The organism is Psychrobacter sp. JB193, from assembly GCF_002285555.1.
GTDB lineage: Bacteria > Pseudomonadota > Gammaproteobacteria > Pseudomonadales > Moraxellaceae > Psychrobacter > Psychrobacter alimentarius.
This window is the reverse complement of the sequence record NZ_NRGY01000003.1, coordinates 177,208-197,509: the sequence shown is the minus strand read 5'-3', so window position 1 is coordinate 197,509 and position 20,302 is coordinate 177,208. Positions and strand designations below refer to the sequence as shown.

The 20,302-nt window shown below is 42.6% G+C and carries 19 protein-coding genes, 1 pseudogene and 1 other annotated feature; of the genes and pseudogenes, 15 read left to right on the top strand and 5 right to left on the bottom strand.

Features of this window, described 5'->3' with window-relative positions; all coding sequences use genetic code 11:
• Positions 1-180: 180 nt before the first annotated feature.
• From ilvA to CIK80_RS14015, 8 genes and pseudogenes are all read left to right on the top strand, one after another.
• Positions 181-1,734, top strand: a complete 1,554-nt coding sequence (gene ilvA, locus CIK80_RS14050; RefSeq protein WP_062844687.1) for a threonine ammonia-lyase, biosynthetic — start codon at positions 181-183, stop codon at positions 1,732-1,734.
• A 368-nt stretch (positions 1,735-2,102) separates the two neighbouring features.
• Positions 2,103-2,240: pseudogene (locus CIK80_RS15540) on the top strand (excalibur calcium-binding domain-containing protein); the annotation flags it as partial.
• Positions 2,241-2,461: 221 nt separating this feature from the next.
• Positions 2,462-2,884, top strand: a complete 423-nt coding sequence (locus CIK80_RS14040; RefSeq protein ID WP_095570539.1) for a S4 domain-containing protein — start codon at positions 2,462-2,464, stop codon at positions 2,882-2,884.
• A 179-nt stretch (positions 2,885-3,063) separates the two neighbouring features.
• Positions 3,064-3,561 carry a low molecular weight protein-tyrosine-phosphatase gene (locus tag CIK80_RS14035; protein ID WP_095570538.1) on the top strand — a complete coding sequence of 166 codons (498 nt, stop codon included), beginning with the start codon at positions 3,064-3,066 and terminating at the stop codon, positions 3,559-3,561.
• Positions 3,562-3,653: 92 nt separating this feature from the next.
• On the top strand, positions 3,654-4,799 hold the full coding sequence (murB, locus tag CIK80_RS14030; RefSeq protein ID WP_095570537.1) for a UDP-N-acetylmuramate dehydrogenase: 1,146 nt from the start codon (positions 3,654-3,656) through the stop codon (positions 4,797-4,799).
• A complete protein-coding gene (locus CIK80_RS14025) occupies positions 4,789-5,592 on the top strand; it encodes a YdcF family protein (protein WP_062845928.1) in 804 nt (267 codons plus the stop codon). The genes murB and CIK80_RS14025 overlap by 11 nt, the downstream gene beginning before the upstream one ends.
• Positions 5,593-5,707: 115 nt before the next feature.
• Positions 5,708-6,001, top strand: coding sequence for a cbb3-type cytochrome oxidase assembly protein CcoS (gene ccoS, locus CIK80_RS14020; RefSeq protein WP_095570536.1), 294 nt, complete (start codon positions 5,708-5,710; stop codon positions 5,999-6,001).
• A gap of 97 nt (positions 6,002-6,098) precedes the next feature.
• Positions 6,099-6,923 (top strand): sulfite exporter TauE/SafE family protein, encoded by an 825-nt coding sequence (locus CIK80_RS14015; RefSeq protein ID WP_095570535.1) that lies wholly within the window; start codon positions 6,099-6,101, stop codon positions 6,921-6,923.
• A 110-nt stretch (positions 6,924-7,033) separates the two neighbouring features.
• Here the strand turns inward: CIK80_RS14015 and CIK80_RS14010 are convergent, their stop codons facing one another.
• Together CIK80_RS14010 and CIK80_RS14005 are read right to left on the bottom strand one after the other, a co-directional pair.
• Positions 7,034-8,188: a DEAD/DEAH box helicase gene (locus tag CIK80_RS14010; RefSeq protein ID WP_095570534.1), complete on the bottom strand. Its 1,155-nt coding sequence runs from the start codon at positions 8,186-8,188 to the stop codon at positions 7,034-7,036.
• 278 nt (positions 8,189-8,466) lie between these two features.
• Positions 8,467-8,682 carry a cold-shock protein gene (locus CIK80_RS14005; protein WP_062844694.1) on the bottom strand — a complete coding sequence of 72 codons (216 nt, stop codon included), beginning with the start codon at positions 8,680-8,682 and terminating at the stop codon, positions 8,467-8,469.
• Positions 8,683-9,119: 437 nt separating this feature from the next.
• On the opposite strand from CIK80_RS14005, the gene aroQ reads away from it, so the two are divergent.
• The 3 genes from aroQ to CIK80_RS13990 all read left to right on the top strand — a co-directional run bounded on the left by aroQ (position 9,120) and on the right by CIK80_RS13990 (position 12,423).
• Positions 9,120-9,686, top strand: a complete 567-nt coding sequence (gene aroQ, locus CIK80_RS14000; RefSeq protein WP_095570533.1) for a type II 3-dehydroquinate dehydratase — start codon at positions 9,120-9,122, stop codon at positions 9,684-9,686.
• 98 nt (positions 9,687-9,784) lie between these two features.
• Positions 9,785-11,004, top strand: a protein-coding gene (locus CIK80_RS13995; RefSeq protein WP_095568366.1) for an IS3 family transposase whose coding sequence is annotated in 2 segments (ribosomal slippage) — positions 9,785-10,061 and positions 10,061-11,004 — 1,221 coding nt in all. Because the reading frame shifts where the segments join, the coding sequence is not laid out codon by codon here.
• Positions 10,060-10,176 (top strand) — a sequence feature (AL1L pseudoknot). (Overlaps the previous gene by 117 nt.)
• A 117-nt stretch (positions 11,005-11,121) precedes the next feature.
• Positions 11,122-12,423: an AarF/ABC1/UbiB kinase family protein gene (locus CIK80_RS13990; protein WP_095570532.1), complete on the top strand. Its 1,302-nt coding sequence runs from the start codon at positions 11,122-11,124 to the stop codon at positions 12,421-12,423.
• A gap of 46 nt (positions 12,424-12,469) precedes the next feature.
• On the opposite strand, the gene CIK80_RS13985 is transcribed toward CIK80_RS13990, so the two are convergent.
• On the bottom strand, positions 12,470-13,300 hold the full coding sequence (locus CIK80_RS13985) for an ion transporter (protein ID WP_062844697.1): 831 nt from the start codon (positions 13,298-13,300) through the stop codon (positions 12,470-12,472).
• Positions 13,301-13,615: 315 nt separating this feature from the next.
• Here CIK80_RS13985 and CIK80_RS13980 point away from each other — a divergent pair, with 315 nt between their 5' ends.
• A complete protein-coding gene (locus CIK80_RS13980; RefSeq protein ID WP_062844698.1) occupies positions 13,616-14,365 on the top strand; it encodes a YebC/PmpR family DNA-binding transcriptional regulator in 750 nt (249 codons plus the stop codon).
• Positions 14,366-14,471: 106 nt separating this feature from the next.
• Here the strand turns inward: CIK80_RS13980 and CIK80_RS13975 are convergent, their stop codons facing one another.
• Together CIK80_RS13975 and ftsY are read right to left on the bottom strand one after the other, a co-directional pair.
• On the bottom strand, positions 14,472-15,071 hold the full coding sequence (locus CIK80_RS13975) for a methylated-DNA--[protein]-cysteine S-methyltransferase (protein ID WP_095570531.1): 600 nt from the start codon (positions 15,069-15,071) through the stop codon (positions 14,472-14,474).
• 45 nt (positions 15,072-15,116) lie between these two features.
• On the bottom strand, positions 15,117-16,169 hold the full coding sequence (gene ftsY / locus CIK80_RS13970) for a signal recognition particle-docking protein FtsY (RefSeq protein WP_257011795.1): 1,053 nt from the start codon (positions 16,167-16,169) through the stop codon (positions 15,117-15,119).
• 691 nt (positions 16,170-16,860) lie between these two features.
• Here ftsY and CIK80_RS15375 point away from each other — a divergent pair.
• The 3 genes from CIK80_RS15375 to CIK80_RS13960 all read left to right on the top strand — a co-directional run bounded on the left by CIK80_RS15375 (position 16,861) and on the right by CIK80_RS13960 (position 20,281).
• A complete protein-coding gene (locus CIK80_RS15375) occupies positions 16,861-17,028 on the top strand; it encodes a hypothetical protein (RefSeq protein ID WP_157769649.1) in 168 nt (55 codons plus the stop codon).
• 79 nt (positions 17,029-17,107) lie between these two features.
• Positions 17,108-18,640, top strand: a complete 1,533-nt coding sequence (locus tag CIK80_RS13965; RefSeq protein WP_095570530.1) for a pitrilysin family protein — start codon at positions 17,108-17,110, stop codon at positions 18,638-18,640.
• 69 nt (positions 18,641-18,709) lie between these two features.
• Positions 18,710-20,281: a pitrilysin family protein gene (locus CIK80_RS13960; RefSeq protein WP_095570529.1), complete on the top strand. Its 1,572-nt coding sequence runs from the start codon at positions 18,710-18,712 to the stop codon at positions 20,279-20,281.
• The last annotated feature ends 21 nt before the right edge of the window (positions 20,282-20,302 follow it).

Sequence of the window (20,302 nt, the reverse complement as noted above, 5' to 3'; positions counted from 1 at the left end):
TGAAGAATTTTATTAAGTTGCGCCGCTAATTTTTACTGGTTCATTCCTAAAGCCGTCAATCATAGCAAAAAATGCAATTGTGTCTTGCAAGACAATCAAAATCAGCATAGGCTAATCTATTTCATTTTTTATATTCATTCATACTTCTTATATTCATCTACATTTTGTTTAGGAATTACTATGCTGTCACGTTGGGTAAGAGCCATTTTGCAAGCCACCGTCTATGACGTTGCTATTCAAACACCACTTGAAGCGGCACCCAAGTTGACTCAACGTTTTGCCAACGATATTCGCTTCAAACGTGAAGACTTGCAACCCGTAAAATCCTTCAAATTGCGCGGCGCCTATAACCGTATTAGCCAATTGAGCGACGAGCAAAAAGCACGTGGTGTGATTTGCGCCTCGGCTGGCAACCACGCGCAAGGGGTCGCCTATTCTGCCCGCAAGTTATCGCTTAATAACATCATCGTCATGCCAACCACCACGCCAGACATCAAAGTAGATGCGGTGAAAGCACTGGGCGGTAATGTCGATTTACATGGCGATAGTTTCGATCAAGCCAATCGTTACGCAATTGAGCGTGCCGAGCGCGAAGGTCTTACTTTTATCCCGCCCTATGACGATGAGCTGGTTATTGCCGGACAAGGCACTATTGGTTTAGAGCTGACTCAGCAGTGGCGTAATATGGATTATGTCTTTGTAGCGGTAGGCGGTGGCGGTCTAATCTCAGGGGTTGCTGCATTTTTAGGGGAAGTCGCGCCGCATGTTAAAGTCATTGCGGTAGAAGCGGATCAATCTGCCTGCTTGAAGGCAGCACTTGAAACAGGTGAGCGCGTTAAGCTTGAGCAAGTCGGATTATTTGTAGATGGCGTCGCAGTCGCGCAGATAGGCGAGCTACCTTTTGACGTGGTACGTATGCAAAAAAGTGATCGCTCAGGTCCTGTGGTCGAGCCTGAAGTCGTTACCTGTACCAATGATGAAGTTTGCGCCGCCGTCAAAGACATTTTTGAAGAAAACCGTAGCATTGTCGAACCTGCTGGTGCCTTGTCTGTGGCTGGCATGAAAAAATATATCAAAGCGAACAATCTACAAGGCAAAAACTGCGTTGGCATCGTCTGCGGTGCCAATATGAACTTCGATCGTTTGCGTTATATCGCTGAGCGTACCGAAATTGGCGAGAAAAAAGAAGCCATTTTTGGCGTGGCCATTCCTGAGCAAACGGGTGCTTTCTTGAACTTCTGCCGCAGTCTACATGGACGCAACATTACTGAGTTTAATTACCGTGCTAATAGCAAAAAATCACCTGATTCTATGGAGCCAGCAGCAATCTTTGTCGGTATTGCCTTAAAAGAAGGCGAAAAAGAACGACAAACCATTAGTAATCAATTGGCAGTTGACGGCTATGAAGCTCATGACTTAACAGATGATGATATTGCCAAATCGCATATCCGTCATTTGATTGGTGGTCATGCTCATATCGAAAACGAACAGCTGCTAAAAGTAGAGTTTCCAGAGCGTCCGGGCGCTTTGCTGACGTTCTTAGAAAAATTGGGCGATGACTTTAATATCACCTTGTTTCATTATCGCAATCATGGCGCTGCTGAAGGGCGCGTTTTGGTCGGCTTGCAAGCCACTGAAAGCAACTCGCGCCAACTACAAGATGCCCTACTCGATATTGGTTATGACTGTACCATGCTAAATGACAATATCGGATATCAGCTGTTTTTGAAATAAGTACAAACGATCATCTAGCAAGTCAGTTTTTTAATGGATTAAAGAACTGACTTTGATGAATTGATAGAGAGTACTAGTTTTTAGCCCTCTCTCATTTATATTAGACATATTGATATTGGGCAGTTATGAAAAACATAATAATGGTCATAGTTTTATTAACTTTAGCGCTCTTAGCTTATAAGACCCTTCAACCTAAAACATCCATAAGTGGGTCTACAGTTGATGCTGTAATCGATATACCAACTGCCACTAATTCTCCATCTACCGATTTTAACGACATACCACCAACGTACGTTGATTCTGACCCATCTACAGCATCAGTCCCAATAGCAGAGCCAGTATTAAGTACAAAACCAGCTGCACCAAGCTTTACGTGTGATGGCAGACAACATTGCTCGCAGATGACCTCTTGCGCAGAAGCCACCTATTTTAGTAATAACTGTCCCAATACCAAAATGGATGGTAACCATGACGGTGTGCCTTGTGAGCAGCAATGGTGTAACTAGTTTTCCATATTGCACCTACTAAAAACGTACCCTTTTTGTCAGAATACAGAAGGAGAGATCGTCTTAATAAGGTCCTCTTCCACGTCTTTTTTTATTTCAATGATCATGCAAACTTTACTATGCTCAATGACAAGATCCATTTGCAAATACGAAATTCGCCCTAATATTATTAGTATTGTCTTGTTTTAAATAGAGATAGAAATCAATACAGAGTAACTATTATGAAAAACAACATTGATGATAAAAATCAATCACTTGCTAGAATTCGTCTTGATAAATGGCTTTGGGCAGCACGTTTTTATCGGACGCGTACGCTTGCTAAACAGGCCATCGAAAGTGGACGGGTGCACTATGGTGGTAGCCGGGTGAAAACCAGTAAAGAGATTGCGGTCGGTGATGAATTAACGATTCGTCAAGGTTCAGCTACTGCGATGACTGAAAAAACCGTCATCGTTGAGGCGCTATCTGCCCAACGTGGTAATGCCGATGCGGCTCAAGTCTTATATTCAGAGACTGAGGAAAGTGAAACGCGCCGCGCTTATTATGCCGAGCAGCGCAAACTTGCCAACCTTGCCAGGCCCGACAATAAACCCAATAAAAAAGAGCGCCGTGACATTCAACGGTTTAAAAGTAAGCAAGATTAAAACCATCAAAACCTTACATCACGCTATCAGATGACCCTATTGTTCAGCCTCTGCCCTTGCCATTCAAGGCATTACGCGTTACGCTGATAGCTGTTTTTAATCGATTGCATGTTAATAAGGGCCACATACGTTACGTGGGTTTCTTATGGCATGTTTTTTTTGTTATGAAAGGTCATATTATGCTGCTAAAAACTTGTACGCCATCGTCGGTACTGTTGGTTTGCTTAGGAAGTATTTGCCGGTCTCCCACTGCTGAGGAGATTTTTCGTCAGCAAGCAGCCATTGCTGGCTTATCGATTAAAGTAGATTCAGCAGGCACAAGTGATGGTCATGTAGGCTCTGCACCTGACGAGCGCTCACAACGACATGCAAAGTCGCACGGTTATAAAATAAATAAATTGGTTGCGCGCCAAGTAAGTGATGATGACTTTCGAAATTTTGATTTAATTTTGGCAATGGATGCGCAAAACTTAGCTGATTTACAAGCCATGAAAGAGCGTTTGGAAGGTTCAGAAGATGATTTGGCTAAGCTTGCTTTGTTTAGTGAAGAAGATCCTACATATAGCGGTGACGATGTTCCAGACCCTTATAAAGGCGATAACGATGACTTCGAAGAAGTAATTGAACGTATTGAGTCAAGTGCTCAAGCTTGGATTGAGAGTTGGAAAGCTTGCTAGGCTTGAGTATTAATTTATGCGCCTTTTATGTTTTGTATCCTTTATAATAAGTGCCGCATAGTTTGCCATTTATTCGCCACATAGGCTCTGTTATGACCTCAACTTTACATCTCGATAGTAGCGCTCAGCCTACCATAGACATTGATTTTCCAAACAGATTACTTTCTGAGTCATCGGTGGATTTATCGCATAGTAATACAATGGCATTGGCTTGTGCAGCTGGGTCGGTCGTAGAATTAACAGATGAATCGCAGCTTGACGTTTTTATGGCAAGTTATGAAGACATTATAAGTCAAAAGTCATTATTTGTACTTTCTGGTGGCAGCAATGTCTTATTGCCAGCGCAGCTAGACGCAATCGTCTTACAGCCGAAAATGCGCGGTATTACTTTGGTAGCGCAAATCGATGAGTACGTAGACATTGAGGTCATGGCAGGCGAAAACTGGCATGACTTGGTGGTACATACGGTAAGCCAAGGCTGGTATGGACTTGAAAATCTTGCACTGATACCTGGTCTTACTGGAGCGGCTCCTGTACAGAATATCGGTGCTTATGGTGTTCAGCTAGAAGATTGCTTAGAGTATGTACGCGCTTATCATTTACCAACCAAAACATGGCATCAGTTAAGCACAGCTGATTGCGAGTTCGGCTATCGTGATAGTATCTTTAAACGTGCACCCAATACGTGGTTAATCAGTTGCGTTGGGTTTAGATTGCATACTGATGTCAACAAAGTCTTAGCCAGTTATGGAGATGTAAAAACAGTTGCACAGCGCTATGCTGAGCAGCAAGACCGTACGCAAGTGACTCCTGTAGATGTGATGCAGGCTATCATAGATATCCGTCAGCAAAAACTGCCCGACCCTAAACACCTACCGAATTGCGGTAGCTTTTTCCAAAACCCTATCATACCTCAAAAGCAATTCACCCAATTACAAACCACCTACCCTACTATCGTTGGCTACCCCATGCCTGATGACATGGTCAAAGTTGCAGCAGGATGGCTTATTGAGCAAGCAGGATTAAAAGGTGGCGGCATTGCACCCATCGTTACTCATCAACATCAAGCCTTAGTACTGACTAATCATACGCCTTATCAAGCAACCCAATATGACGTGGCAACCTCTCAAAAATATATCGCCACGGTTGTTTTTGAAAAATTTGCCATTCAATTATCACGTGAGCCAGTTTGGGTAAATACGGATGGCTCAGTTGGATATGATGAGTATGTGGCGTAAATCGTCAAGATCCAAAAGACGGTCATCTGAGCAACCGTTATCTAAAAGATTGTGGCGGTATTATTTGCGTTCAGCTGAACGTATGATGAAGCTGTTTCGTATTATCAATATTACTTTTGTGCTTGGTTCAACGACGGTTATTTTAGTGATTATCAGTTTATTCACACCGTTGTTTTCTCAAACGATTGTTTATCTATTTACTCTGCTACCGTTACCTAAAGTGTCTGGCATGGCGATGACTTCGCCACCGACTGCTTACGTAGTATTGGGAGGAGGATTAACCAATAATAATAACAATCAAATCATCCTCAATAACTACAGTCTCAATCGTGCTCGTACGGCTGCTAGCGCCTACCATGACTTGCCTTTGCCGATTGTGTTGAGCGGTGCTGAAGCACCATGGCTCGGTCAATGGCTTATTGAGCATGGCATCGATGGACTGATTAGCGAAAATGCCAGTATGAATACTTGCGAAAACGCGCGCTTTACTGCCAAACGTATTCCTCTGCATCATGTGTACCTCATTACCGATAGCTACCATATGGCACGCGCACGTAGACAATTTGCTTTAAATGGTATCAATAGTACGCCGCTTAGTGCTCCTTTGCCTGTCAATCGTGATTGGATGAAACCTGCACAAAACCTGAGCCATTCAAGACGTGCTGTTTATGAAGTTGCCGCCTATTTGCGTGATGTGATACGACCGCAGGTAGATTGCCGTCAGGCTAGAGACGTGACTTCACAACAGTTGCTAACGCCAAGAGGTGATGCTGAAAAGACAACGGCTGAATAGTGGCAAACGTTGGTCTACAAAAGCATATTTTATGATACTCATTTGCCTCACATTCATCACCACACTGACAATGGGTGTATAATGATCAGGGAAACCGCTATTTAAGAGAGTTACCATGCTCAGTATATTTTTACTAATTCCATTAAGTCTCATGCTGTTTGTGGTTGCCATTTGGGCCGTACGATATGCCGTCAAGTCAAATCAGTTCGAAGATTTGGACAACGCCTCACAACGTATCATCTTGGACGACCGCCAAGAGCGCAGGCAAACCATGCAAGCTCATACGCATGTAGAGCCTACTTCCCAGAAGAGCGAGCTGACTGTGACGAACATCAATAACCCAGAATCAGACAGAACCGGTACAGAACTCGCCGATCACGCTGATAAAGAAAAAATATCAAAACTTTGACTGTAATCTGTCCCCCTCTTTCATTGAGCTACTTATCATACTTTTTGACTAACTCTCAAAGACATTATTAGGTTTTCTTTTTTAGGAGATGCCCTCTATGACCACAGCTTTACTTGTTGCCGCGTTACTCATGGGGTTTTTTGGCTCTCCGCATTGCCTAGGTATGTGCGGCGGTCTTGTAACCGCATTCGGGTTATCGATGAAAGATTCAAGCCCAGCCAAACGTCGTGCGCTGGTTGCCACTTATCATATTGGGCGTTTGGGCAGTTATGCATTTTTAGGTTTGATCGCAGGCTTTATTGGTACGACTGTGCTAGAGCCATTGATGACTGGTAACAATCTGCCACGTATTTTATTGGGCTTAGTACTGGCCTTTGTTGGCGTCACCATGCTTGGTGCGCCGTTTTTGAATAAACTTGAACGGTTTGGTATGCGTTTTTGGCAGTACCTAAGCCCCCTTCGTCAAAAAGTATTCCCATTAAACACCTTTCCACGTGCTTTGACTGCGGGTCTGCTTTGGGGATTTTTACCTTGTGGTTTGGTATATGGTGCATTACTTATCGCTGTGGTTGCTCATAATCCTATAAGCGGTGCGGCACTCATGTTTGTTTTCGGTTTGGGAACAGTACCGATGCTTGTAGCCACTCATGAAACCGTTGGCTGGTTGCGTGATAAAATTGGACGTTTCCGTTTAAGACAACTCAATGGTGCTGTGCTAGTGATATCTGGCTTAGCAGTTGTATTTACGCCCATCGTCATGTCTAGTATGCATGGTGGACACAGTCACGGTGGCAGCCATACAACTATGGATCACAGTAGCCATTCTGATATGAGTCAAATGAATCACGATATGAACCCAGAGATAGATCATAGCATGCATGATATGAGTGATGACACTGAGACGATGCATCATGCTCATTGATTTTTAGAAAGTGTCTATAACGCCAATTTTTTCTATGAATAATAAAAAAGTTCCTACTCTCGCTTCTGATAGTAGGAACTTTTTTATTGAGTACCGTTATTTTATAAAAATTACTCTTGCCACTGCTCAAGCGCAAACTTAGTCTCTAAGTGATCTTCTAACGCTGGTATATTAAAAGCATCATCTTCACTCACAAAGCTGATACTAATGCCTTTTTGTCCAGCGCGACCAGTACGTCCAATGCGATGCACATAATCATCTGGTTGGTCAGGCAAAGTATAATTGATCACATGACTGATATCATCGACATGAATACCGCGACCTGCTACGTCCGTCGCCACTAAAACTGAGGCATGACCATCTTTAAAACGCTGTAGATATTTTTCACGTTTTTGTTGAATGACGTCACCCGATAACATGACAATTTTATGGGCTTGGCGCAGCTTATGATAAAGACGTTTGACTTGATCTTTGCGATTGGCAAAGATAATCACTTTTTCTACCGTAGCATCATTAATAATGCGCTGCAACGCTGTTAGCTTTTGATCTTCCGTTAATAAGTAAAAATGCTGATCGACCAACTCACTGGTTTTGTGCTCAGGTTCAATCTCAACAAACTGGGGTTCATGTAACCAGCGGTAAGCTAAATTCATCACGTCTTGGTTGAAAGTCGCCGAAAATAATAAACTTTGACGATCCGTATTAGCTGGCATTCGGCCTACTAGGCGTTTGATATCTGGGATAAAGCCCATGTCAAGCATGCGATCGGCTTCATCTAATACCAGCACTTCCACACGATCTAAAAAAACCATGCCTTTATTGGCAAGATCAATGAGACGGCCAGGCGTTGCTACTAGAATATCAACATATTGACGATCAAGCTCATGCTGCTGATTTTCATAATTGGTTCCACCCATGATGCACACACTATGAAGTGATGTGTACTTAGTCAAGGCAAGACAATCTTCAAATATTTGCTGAGCAAGTTCACGAGTGGGTGCCATGACCACGGCACGTGGCTCTCCTAAGTAGCGTTCTTCATCGCTATCAAAAGGACGCTTAAGTAGTGCTTCCATAATAGTCAATAAAAACGTTGCCGTCTTACCAGTACCCGTCTGTGCCTGCCCAATAGCATCTTGGTTTGCCAAAGTATGAGGCAGTATTTTTGCCTGAATAGGGGTCAATGCCGTAAACCCCAAGTCATTGATGGCACGTAACGTTGCAGCTGACAGTGGCAAGTCAGTAAAGGTCGTAAAATTACTCAAAAAAATGTCCTTTTAAATGAATGGCTACTTATTATTGATTATAAATAGGTGTTGAATAATCGGTTGTCTTACTGTGCAACAGGAACAATGATGAAAACGCCATTTGATCTGCACATCATTGACAAACATAGGAGCATAAAAAAAGTCAAACCCAATACCTTATTCTACCGAGTACATTGATTTTACTCAACACAGGTAAGATAAGCTGGGCTTGACTCAGTAGTATATCAGTAGTGTATACAGACAATATAGCGAAACCGCTGTAATGACTGAATAGATTACTCTCCTACTTTTCTGACTTCTTCAGCTTGAAGGCCTTTATCGCCTTCAACTACGCTAAACTCAACCTTTTCACCGTCTTTCAAAGAACGATAGCCATCACCTTGAATCGCACGGAAATGGACAAAAATGTCTTCTCCGCTGTCACGTTGAATGAAACCAAAGCCTTTTGAGTCATTAAACCACTTAACGATACCTTGCTCACGAGCTGACATAATATTGCTTCCTAAAAAAGTCCGCTTAGCCCCAAATTCCTTTGCAACATTGCATACAAACGGGATCTAAGATTATAAAATCAAAAACTTAAGAGTACTACTTTTACCATCATTATTTGCATAAAGCCGTCGTCTTAAAGAGTTGTTCTTATAACCAAAAACTCTCTTCTTCAAAAGCTCATCATAATGATAGTAACAAACTTGCAATAAATATTGCGTAAAAAATATCATAGCACGGGTTTTTAGCAACATAAAGACTTTTAATCTGTTTTTTATTCTTTATTTTATTTACGCCATAATTTTTTTATAACCTTATGAGCAAGCTGTTATCATAAAGAGACATACTATTAAATTACCTCTTTTTACTTTTTTATCATCGACATATTTCACAATGCATTATAATTTACCCCCACTGCGCAACTGTTATAGAGAACATTATGACAACCCCTTCTCAATCTGCATCAAGTACAGAAACCTCGGATCAACACATCACTAAACACCTTACCCACAAATTGCTGCTGATTAATGGCGTCAATTTGAATTTGCTGGGTAAGCGTGAGCCTGAGATTTATGGTCATACAACGCTTGTAGACATTGAGAAACGTTTGATAGCCCGCGCTGCTGAGCACGGTATTGAGTTGATTTGTATACAATCAAATCATGAAGGCCAGCTGGTTGATGAAATACAGCATTATGGATTACTGGCCAATGCAACCGAGCAAGTGGATGCGATGATTATTAATCCTGCCGCCTTTACTCATACCTCGGTGGCGCTACGCGATGCACTGCTGGCCACACAAAAACCCTTTATAGAAGTACATTTATCTAATGTTCATGCGCGCGAGCCTTTTCGCCATCATTCTTATTTGAGCGATGTCGCTGTTGGTGTTATCTGCGGCTTGGGACATTTAGGGTATCACATGGCATTAACGTATTGGCTTGATAATCTTTACTCTGTGGATATGAACGATATAGATACTCATAACTTCAATCGTAACGACTGATATCAGTAAAAGATTAGAGCTTGCATTAGATAACTTTTTTATCAGCACTGAACCGCCCCGAGATTGTCGGAGACTCAACTTTCTGAGAGAATACGACAATGAAAACACGAAACTATACCCCTGAAATGAAAGAGCGTGCGGTTCGCATGCTCATTGAAGCCAAAGACGAATATCCTTCCACATGGTCTGCAATTCAAGCCATTGCCCCTAAGATTGGCTGTACGCCTGAAACCTTGCGGTCATGGTATAAGAAGCACATCGATCAAACCATACCTGCTAATGTTCAAGCTCAAAGCCAAGCCGAGCGCATCAAAGCGCTTGAACGTGAGAACAGAGAATTAAAGCAAGCTAATGAGATTATAAGGAAAGCAGCTGCTTTTTTCGCCCAGGCGGAAATAGACCGCCCACCGAAGTGATGATCAAATTTATTGATGAGAATAAGTCAGAATATGGGACCCAAGCCATTTGTAGAGTCTTGCCGATTGCTCCATCAACCTATTACCGTGCTAAAGACTTGGAGAGCTGCCCTGACAAGCGCTCATTACGCAGTCAACATGACGACTTCTACATCAGTGAAATCAGGCGCATCTGGCAGGACAGCAAGTGCCGCTACGGTGCGCGTAAAGTCTGGCAGCAAATGAAGGCTGACGGCAGTCATGTGGCTCGTTGTACGGTAGAGCGGTTAATGAAGCAGCATAGCATGCAGGGGGTTTGGCGCGGTAAAGGTAAGATAACCACCAACAGCCGTGATGACCAGAAGCGCGCTGATGATTTGGTCAATCGCAACTTTAGCGCACGCCACCCTAACCAGCTGTGGGTGGCTGATTTTACCTATATCAAGACGACAAGCGGCTGGGTTTATACTGCTTTTATCATTGACGTGTTTGCTCGCGCTATCGTGGGCTGGAAGGTATCTAATCGTATGAACACCGATATGGTGATGGCAGCACTAAACCAAGCAATAGCAGATAGAAATAATCCAAAAGATGTGATTCATCATAGTGATCGCGGGGTTCAGTACTTGTCTATCCGCTATACAGACAAAATGACAGATTCTGGTGTGATCGCCTCTGTTGGTACAACGGGTGATTCATACGATAATGCGTTGGCTGAAACGGTTAACGGGCTGTATAAAACGGAGGTGATTGATTATTTAAAACAGCAGTGGCAAGGTGTGAATGATGTTGAATTAGCAACCCTTGAATGGGTGGACTGGTTTAATAAAAAAAGGCTGCATAGTGCGATTGGCTATGTGTCACCTTTTGAGTTTGAGAAGCGGTATTATGATAATCTTAATCTGTTAGGCATTGCTGCTTAACTTGAATAAACAGTCTCCGATATAGTCGGGGCGGTTCACACATTAGTTAAACAGCAATCATCTGGTTAAAGTATTAGAATTACGGCTGAGCAAACAATCCACTATATGGTGATATGAATGGCAAAATCGTCTGGAAAGCGCTTTATGAAACTCGCTGGTATGACAGCAAGTATTGCCGGTAAAGCAGCTAAAAACTCATTTAAGCATCTCTCAAGTGACGAAGAAAAACGCTTACAAGCGCGCTCAGAGCTAATGCAAGACGTGGGTATTCAGATAGCCGAAACCTTGGGAGAAATGAAAGGCGCAGTCATGAAGGTGGGACAAATTGCATCACAATATAAAGATGTGTTCCCCCCGGAAGTGGCTACTGCATTAGAAAAACTGCAAAAAGATGCACCGCCCATGCCTTATGCGCAAATACGCGTACAAGTAGAGCGGGAACTAAAAGCACCCATAAAAGAGCTGTTCAGCGAATTTGAAGAAGTGCCCTTTGCCGCTGCCTCTATTGGACAAGTGCATAAAGCCATTTTGCCATCTGGACAAAAAGTGGTGGTAAAAGTTCAGTATCCTGATGTGGATGAAAACTGCGATAGCGACCTAAAACAAGTCCGTATGGCATTGAAAATCGCTGGTGTGCTCAACATGAGCAAACAGCTACAAGAACAACTATTTAATGAAATTCGCCAAAGCTTGCATGACGAGTTGGACTATATTAAAGAAGCCCATAATTTACGAGTGTTTGGGGCTTTTCATGCAGATGATGAAGGACTTATCATCCCTAAAGTTATTACCAGTCACTCATCCAAGCGCATTTTGACTTTGACTGAAGAGATGGGCGAAACTCTGACAATTGCTGCAACTTGGAATAATGACATTAAACAAAAGATAGCTGAGCGATTGTTCCACTTTACCGCAGGGCAACTATTTGGGTTGTATCGTATGCATTGTGACCCACACCCAGGTAACTTTGCTTTTCGAGAAGATGGCAGCGTCGTGGCTTATGATTTTGGTGGGATTCGTAGCTATAGTGATAGCGAAGTTCAACTGTTTCGTCGATTCGCCAAACATGCCATCAAAGGTGATGTAACGGCACTTGAGCAGGATTTAATAGCCTTAGATATCCGCCGTGATGATGATAAAAACATACCGGGAGAATTCTATGAAAAATGGTTATCCATTGGTCTAAAACCTTTGTCTATTAAGCCTTATCATGAGGGCGATTTTGATTTTGGTAGCAGCCAGATACATCACGAAGCCATTGCGCAAATGCGTACCTCTTTAAAATACTTTGGACAATTTCAACCTTCTGCAACCACCATGATGCTAGATCGCACCATATCAGGACAGTATTGGAACTTAGTTAATCTAGGGGTTAAGATTGACCTGTCGCCATTCGTTGATGAGTATATTGACGTATAAACGATAATTGCGCCTTTAAACGTTAGACGAATATTATTGCCACTATCTAGACATGTAATGCATGACCACAGCGATCACAAAACTCTGCCCCTATAGCATGCCCAAACTTACCACAGTTTGGACAAGTAACTGGATCGAGCTGCGGACGCATGTTACGCGTCAACTCTGAGGTAAAGATACCGGTTGGTACCGCAATGACAGCGTAACCTGTAATCATGACCATCGTTGCAATGGCCTGACCAAGTGGCGTTTTCGGTGAAATATCACCATATCCCACTGTGGTTAACGTCACAACTGCCCAATAAATAGAGATTGGAATACTTGTAAAGCCGTTTTCTGGTCCTTCTACCACGTACACGATAGAACCATATATAGTCACCAAGAGAACAAGCGATAAGAAAAATACCGTTATCTTTTGCTGACTGGTTCTTAGTGCTGAAGCCAAAAAACCTGCTTGCTGCATATAAGCTTTGAGTTTGAGGACTCGAAACACGCGTAAAAGACGCAAAATACGTATGACGATAAGATACTGCACGCCACCAAAGACAAGGCTCAAATAACTGGGTAAAATGGACAGTAAATCTACAACGCCAAAAAAACTAAATACGTATCGAAAGCGATTGGGTGCCGAAAACAGCCTTAATATATATTCAATCGTGAACAAAATAGTAAAAAACCATTCTGCATAAAAAAATATCGTCCCATATTGCAAACGTACAAACAACACACTGTCTAACATGACCACGCCCACACTGGCCAAAATTGCAATGAGCAACACAATATCGAAAAGCTTGCCCAAGCGGGTATCCGTACCTTCAATAATGATATGAATGCGATTACGTAAGTGTGTGATGGCTTCAGCAGTTGGTTGTTTCATAGAATCCGTACGTCGTAAAATCAATGGCTTGATAATAAGCAATGACTTAAAATATGATGAATAAGGCCAAGTTAGTTAAAATACACGAAACTGGTTTATAATATTACTGACTTATCGCCGTTAATATAGTTTATAAGTTGCCACAGTGTAGCAAAAAAGCACTTCTAACAACATACAAATCGTTAACACATAGGTAGCTCTATTACGTTAAATACACGGATATTCCGAGTAGGAAACGCGCGTTTGAGTATTTATAAGTGTTATTAATCGGTTTTTTAAGCATAAAAAATAATACGCAAAAATTAAGGATGTTATATGGCAGGCCATTCAAAATGGGCAAATATCAAACACCGTAAAGCCCGTCAGGATGCGGTAAAAGGTAAAATATTTACCAAAATTATTCGTGAAATTGTTTCTGCTGCCAAGCAAGGTGATCCTGATCCGGATAAGAACCCACGCTTGCGTGCTGTCATCGAAAAAGCATTGTCAGTCAATATGACCCGAGACACCATCAATCGCGCTGTCGATCGTGGTACTGGTGGCGGTGATAACGAAAACATGGAAGAAGTCAGCTATGAGGGTTATGGGGTTGGCGGTGTGGCAGTATTGGTTGAGACTATGACTGACAATCTTAATCGTACCGTTAGCGAAGTACGTCATGCATTTACAAAAAATGATGGTAATTTGGGCACATCAGGATCAGTGGCTTACCTATTTACCAAACGTGGTGAAATCAGTTTTAATGATACCAACTTAGAAGAAGACGTCATGCTGGTTGCACTAGAGGCTGGCGCGCTCGATATCGAAAATGATGGCGAAACATTGATGGTCATCACTGAATGGGAAAGTTTTGGTCAAGTTCAAGACGCGCTTAATGCTGCTGGTCTTGTCTCTGACAATGCAGAAGTGACTATGTCACCCTCAACCACAGCTGAAATAGACAATGTGGAAGATGCCGAAAAAATCCTAAAAATGATCGATATGTTAGAAGATGCTGATGATGTGCAAGAAGTTTATACTAACGTTAACTTCTCTGCTGATGTAATGGCACAGCTTGAGCAATAAGTTTATTCAATCATTGGTTGTTACTCACAAAAGAGGCCAAACGCCATAAACGTTCGGCCTCTTTGTATTTTACGACTGATAGCTGTTGGTGATAACTCAACTCAAACTAGACTTTGCAGGTAATTCCTTCTAGCGCTAATAAGTACTCTTTCTTATCCAGTCCACCTGTATAACCACCAAGTTTACCATCACTGCTGATGACTCGATGACAGGGAATAATCACGCTGAAGGGATTTTTACCATTGGCTTGCGCTACTGCACGAAAGCCTTTGGGATTATCTACACGCTGAGCAAGAGTGGCATAACTAATAGTCTCGCCATATCCAATCTCTTGCAGTGCACCCCAAACTCGCTGCTGAAATGCTGTACCCGAACTGGTATCAATTGGCAAGTCAAAGTCACTACGCTGTCCTTGCATATAATGCTGTATCTGAGCAATGCTTGCCAGCAATACCTCTTGTTCTTTGTCATTGGACTCTAACTGATCAGCAGCGATAAATGTCACCTCATCGACATCAAATTTATAATGCTTTGATAAAGCTTTGAGTTTGATTTTATCTTGCCAGTGCTCATCAAGCGCAAGCCAATTACACCAAATCAGCTTTGCCGTATTGTTGATGACATGGCTTGCCAGCAACAAAGCAGCCTTAGGTGATGAGCTATTATCGTGAACGATATCGGTTAATACAACGCTAGTAACGATCATATACTGACTCCTTTCCTATTATTTGGTTGCTGGCAGTTTCGCTAATTACTCTTTATCGTCTGTTTCAAACAATGCAGCGACGAACTGTTTTGGACTAAAGGCACGTAAATCATCAATCGATTCGCCCACTCCAATATAACGAATAGGTACATCGGTCGTCTCAGCAATATTGAAGACCACCCCACCTTTAGCCGTACCATCTAGTTTGGTGATGGTAATACCCGTCAATGGTACCGCTTTATTAAACAATTCAACTTGGTTAATTGCATTTTGACCTGTGCCAGCATCAAGAACAATCATACCTTCGTGCGGTGCGCTTGGATCCGCTTTACGCATGACTCGTACCACTTTCTCCAGCTCAGCCATCAGATGCGTTTTGTTTTGCAGACGTCCTGCCGTGTCTGCGATTAGCACATCGATATTCTTTGCTTTAGCAGACTGCATGGCATCAAAGATAACAGAAGCACTATCAGAACCATGACCTTGCGCTACAACTGGGATGTTGTTGCGCTCACCCCAAATCTGTAGCTGCTCGGTGGCCGCCGCGCGGAATGTATCACCTGCCGCCAGCATGACTGATTTGCCTTCACCTTGTAAACGCTTGGCAAGCTTGCCGATAGTCGTGGTTTTCCCCACCCCATTGACCCCCACCATCAAGATAACAAATGGTTTTTTGCTGATATCAATCACGAGCGGCTCAACTTTGGGGGTTAAGATATCAACCAACTCACTTTGTAATGCTTTATACAATGAATGGGCATAGATCAGATCGCCACGGGCCGTCTGCTCAGTTAAGCTTTTAATAATGCGATTGGTGGCATTGACACCAATATCGGCAACCAACAACTGATCTTCAACTTCTTCTAAAAGCTCATCATCGATCTCTTTACCACCGATAAGAATACTGACCATACCTTCAGCCAAATTCTTACGTGACTTACTAAGCCCCGTTTTCATACGATTAAACCAGCTGTCTGATTTTTTATTTTCTTGAGTCTCTTGTGATTCTACAGCAGGGTTTTCTAGTTCTGGCGCTTTTGGTGGGTTGTCCATAGGCGCAACGCTTGGCGTATCCCCTAACTGCTCTTGTAACGGCATGGCTGGGATAGAAGGCATAGCATTAACATTAGCGTTTACTGCTACATTTGTTTCTTGAGTATCTGACTTGGTATCTGAAAAACTTTCAAATGTATTGTAGGGTGCACTCTGTCCTTCTGTTATACCAACGGGAGTACCCAAAGCGATACTATTAGATTCATCCGTATTGACGATACCTTGATCGCTTGTATCATTTACTTGTTGTTCTGGTATGCTTTTATTATTGGGCGTTTTGGTTGCGACGGTATCTTCAGTCTCATCAATAATGGGGACAGATTGCGTCGGCAGACTGGGTAAGGTAATATCATCGTCATCTAAGTCATCAAGATTGCCGTCAAGATTGATGACAACACGATTGCTATTATTTGGATTGTTCATAAGCTTGCCCTAAAAGTTATCACTATCAATTATTCGTTTATTTTAAGTAGATTTATATATCGTCATAAGCGTACTGCCTTATGACAGACAATTTTTAGTCTAGTTTAGCATAGTTCGAGTGGTGCTCAGACCTTACCATCGTAGACTATCATCAAAATTTACAAGTTTAAAAGACCAACGGATGATTTGAGAAAGTTTCGCTTAAGATTCGGACACAAAAATCCGACCTGTTGTCAGCCGAACTTCGCCTACTCTAACAAGCTTTACTTCATCATTTTCTTGTCACTTTATACTTAATTTATAGGAATTACCTATGACATCATTATCCACTCTTTGTAAAAAACAAAGCAAAAAAACAGCGGCCATTAGCGCCACCTTATTATTCGCGACATTTGCTCTATCAGCTGTTTCAGGTTGTACGACCACGCAAGAGTTTAAACCGACGGCTAGCGTAATGGTTGGGGCACACAAATCATTATAAAACCGCTTATGGTTATATTTGGATGTGGTGCATCCATCCCTTCCTCTACAACTTGTCATTTATATAAGTAGAACATACCATGTCATCGTCTTTACCTTTATCTACTCTTTCGCTGCGTATCGCCTGTGCGTTGGCCATAACCGCTACGCTTGCTGCTTGCCAAACCACTACTATTGGCTCTAGTTTATCTTCTACTGACAACAATCAAGCCACTCAAGCTGTTTCAAATAAAAATACCTTGAGCCAGAACCCTTTAGGTCAAAACACAGCAGCTCAAGATAAAAACTCGCAAGCAGATATATCATCTGAGCTGACCATGAATACGTCAGGTCGACATGACTATCAGTTAGAAAATGGCCTAAAAGTAGTGGTAAAAGAAGATCATCGCGCACCAGTGGTTATGACACAGATTTGGTATCGGGTTGGTTCAACGGATGAGCCAGCTGATAAAGGCGGTATTTCTCATTTGCTTGAACATATGATGTTTAAAGGCACGTCTAATGTTTCAAGTGATGATTATGAGCGTTTGATTGCCAAATTCGGCGGCGTCAACAATGCCTTTACCAGCTATGACTATACCGGCTACTACGAATTGTTTCCTGCCAATCGCTTCCCTTTAGCGTTAGAGCTTGAAGCAGATCGCATGAAAAACTTAATGTTTAATGATGACGCTTTTGCTAAAGAGCATCAAGTTGTCATGGAAGAGCGTCGTCAGCGCACCGATGATAACCCATTGGCTAAAGCCTACGAATCTTTCCGTTTGCTAGCCTTACCTAACAGTCCTAAAGGCGAGTCTATCATTGGGCCTATGAATGAGCTGGAATCAATCAAGCTCTCAGACGTAAAAGACTGGTACAAAACATGGTATGCCCCAAACAATGCCACCTTAGTCATTGTGGGTGACGTGGAGCCAACAGAGGTATTGGCGCAAGTCAAACGTTACTTTGGTGAGTTGTCTCCAAGCGAGCTGCCAAACCGCCCTGCTGTCAATCAAAAAGGTTTTCGTGGTTATCAGCAAGTTGATTCTGAGCAAGCCGTACAAGTTCCAGTGCTACTGATGGGTTACAACGTACCAAGTCTAGTAACAGCAGGCGCCAGCAATGAAAACCAAGCTTACGCACTGTCACTGGCTCAGGATGTATTAGATGGCGGTTTGTCTGCACGGTTGGAGAGTCGATTGATACGTGAGAAAGGCCTTTTGACGACAGTAGGTACGTCTTACGACTTACTGGATCGCGGCGATGGTCTATTTTTGATTCAGGCAACACCACGTGAAGGTGTCAGTCTCGATCAAGCGCAACAAGCCATTATCGCTGAAATAGAAAAACTAAAGACCGATCCCATCAATGCAGATGAAATCAGTCGTGCCAAAACCAATACAGTAACAGGTCTTGTCTACGCTCAAGATAGTATGGAGGGTCAAGCACGTATGATTGGTTCACTACAGTCTATTGGTCTTGATGACAGACTGCTTGCCGAACTACCAACCAAACTCGATAAAGTAACGATTGCTGATATCCAAACAGCAAGTAAAAAGTATTTGGTAAAGGATAACTTAACGGTGATGCATATCATACCGCCCACTGACAACGCCGCTAAAAAAGACAAATAGTGACAACGTATGACTCCTTTATCCAATCAAAAAGCCCACTAAAAAGGCTTCATTAATAAGAAGAAAACCATGACTCAACCCAGTGATTTATATCAAATCAGAAAAAAGTCGTTGAATAACGCATACTCCTCAACGCCGGCAGCCACGTCTACGCTCAAGAAGTTGTCCAGTCTGAGCGTTGGCGTACTCTTAGGTCTTGCAACGTTGACCGTGACCGCACAAGCAGACACAGCGGGGGTTGAAGAGCCTCGTGGATCAGCTACATTGGTTGATACCAACGCGCCAATTGCTGCCTTATCAACATTGACGAGCATTGACGATGCCAAGCCATTAAAGGTTACCGCACCCACGATTCAACAGTTTAAAACGAAAGCTGGCGTGCCCGTACTCTTTGTACAAACAACGACCCTACCAATTGTCGACATCGATTTGCGTTTTAACGCTGGTAGCGCCCGTGATGCCAGCATACGTAAGGACGGTTTTGGCATTGCCAATATGACTGCGACGATGTTGACACAAGGCACAAAAAAGCTCAACGAAGATGAATTTACCCGAGCAGGTGAAACGTTGGGGATTAATCTAAACAGTAGTGCTTATAAGGATATGTTTATCGTCTCGCTGCGTAGCTTATCTGATGATAAACATTTATTACCTGGCATCGATTTGATGACCCAAATGCTCAACGACCCTGCTTTTGACGATCAAACATTAGCACGCAACAAAGCACGACTTTTGGTCGGCTTGCAGCAGCAAAAGCAAGACCCAAACAGTTTGGCAAGTGACGCTTTTAACCAAGCCTTATATGGCGATCATCCTTATGCCCATCCATCAGCTGGCACTTTAGACACTGTGCCTAATATTGACCGACAACAATTGATTGACTTCAAAAACCGTTATTTGGTTGCTGCCAATGCTTCTATTGCGATGACAGGTAATCTGACCTTGGAACAAGCGAAAAAGCTGGCAGAAGGTATTACTGCTGGATTACCCGCTGGTCAATCCGCAGCGACCTTACCTGAACCAAAACTGCTCAATCAAACAAAACACATTCATATTCCGTTTCCAAGTACTCAAACCACCATATTGATGGGTCAATTGGGCAGTAAACGCGCAATCAATCCAAAGGATCAGCAACAACAAACCAATTTTGCTGTGGGTAATGAAGTGCTAGCTGGTAGCAGTTTTAATGCGCGATTGATGACTGAAGTTAGGCAAAATCTTGGTTATACCTATGGAATCACAGGCTCAATGAATCCGATGTTGGCCAAAGGCCCTTATCAGATTGGTTTTTCAACCCGAAATGATAAAGCGCGTGATGCTATTGATGCCAGCTTAGCGGTCATCAATGACACTTTGGATAAAGGCATTACCAATAGCGAGATGCGTCTTACAACAGACAATCTTAAAAACAGCTTTCCGATGGGTTTTGCCAGCAATGCAGGCATTAATAACTTGCTCGGTATGATGAATTTTTATCAATTACCCAGTGACTATTTAAGTAATTATATCAATCGTATTGATCAAGTGAAGCTGGCCGGCGTTAATCAAGCGATGCGCGACACACTAAAGCCTGAAGACTTCTTAATTGTCACCGTTGGACAAGACGATCCTTGGAAGGACAAAAAGGCTAAAAAACCATAATCACAAAACCTGCTGCAAAAG

Bases quoted from the DNA above. Each gene is read 5' to 3' on its own strand.
- CIK80_RS14035 (WP_095570538.1), top strand. From the start codon at position 3,064: ATGCTGCTAAAAACTTGTACGCCATCGTCGGTACTGTTGGTTTGCTTA.
- murB (WP_095570537.1), top strand. From the start codon at position 3,654: ATGACCTCAACTTTACATCTCGATAGTAGCGCTCAGCCTACCATAGAC.
- CIK80_RS13965 (WP_095570530.1), top strand. From the start codon at position 17,108: ATGTCATCGTCTTTACCTTTATCTACTCTTTCGCTGCGTATCGCCTGT.
- CIK80_RS15375 (WP_157769649.1), top strand. From the start codon at position 16,861: ATGACATCATTATCCACTCTTTGTAAAAAACAAAGCAAAAAAACAGCG.
- CIK80_RS13980 (WP_062844698.1), top strand. From the start codon at position 13,616: ATGGCAGGCCATTCAAAATGGGCAAATATCAAACACCGTAAAGCCCGT.
- CIK80_RS14025 (WP_062845928.1), top strand. From the start codon at position 4,789: ATGTGGCGTAAATCGTCAAGATCCAAAAGACGGTCATCTGAGCAACCG.
- CIK80_RS14040 (WP_095570539.1), top strand. From the start codon at position 2,462: ATGAAAAACAACATTGATGATAAAAATCAATCACTTGCTAGAATTCGT.
- CIK80_RS14015 (WP_095570535.1), top strand. From the start codon at position 6,099: ATGACCACAGCTTTACTTGTTGCCGCGTTACTCATGGGGTTTTTTGGC.
- ccoS (WP_095570536.1), top strand. From the start codon at position 5,708: ATGCTCAGTATATTTTTACTAATTCCATTAAGTCTCATGCTGTTTGTG.
- CIK80_RS14005 (WP_062844694.1), bottom strand. From the start codon at position 8,682: ATGTCAGCTCGTGAGCAAGGTATCGTTAAGTGGTTTAATGACTCAAAA.
- aroQ (WP_095570533.1), top strand. From the start codon at position 9,120: ATGACAACCCCTTCTCAATCTGCATCAAGTACAGAAACCTCGGATCAA.
- CIK80_RS13990 (WP_095570532.1), top strand. From the start codon at position 11,122: ATGGCAAAATCGTCTGGAAAGCGCTTTATGAAACTCGCTGGTATGACA.
- CIK80_RS13975 (WP_095570531.1), bottom strand. From the start codon at position 15,071: ATGATCGTTACTAGCGTTGTATTAACCGATATCGTTCACGATAATAGC.
- CIK80_RS13985 (WP_062844697.1), bottom strand. From the start codon at position 13,300: ATGAAACAACCAACTGCTGAAGCCATCACACACTTACGTAATCGCATT.
- ftsY (WP_257011795.1), bottom strand. From the start codon at position 16,169: ATGCCGTTACAAGAGCAGTTAGGGGATACGCCAAGCGTTGCGCCTATG.
- ilvA (WP_062844687.1), top strand. From the start codon at position 181: ATGCTGTCACGTTGGGTAAGAGCCATTTTGCAAGCCACCGTCTATGAC.
- CIK80_RS13960 (WP_095570529.1), top strand. From the start codon at position 18,710: ATGACTCAACCCAGTGATTTATATCAAATCAGAAAAAAGTCGTTGAAT.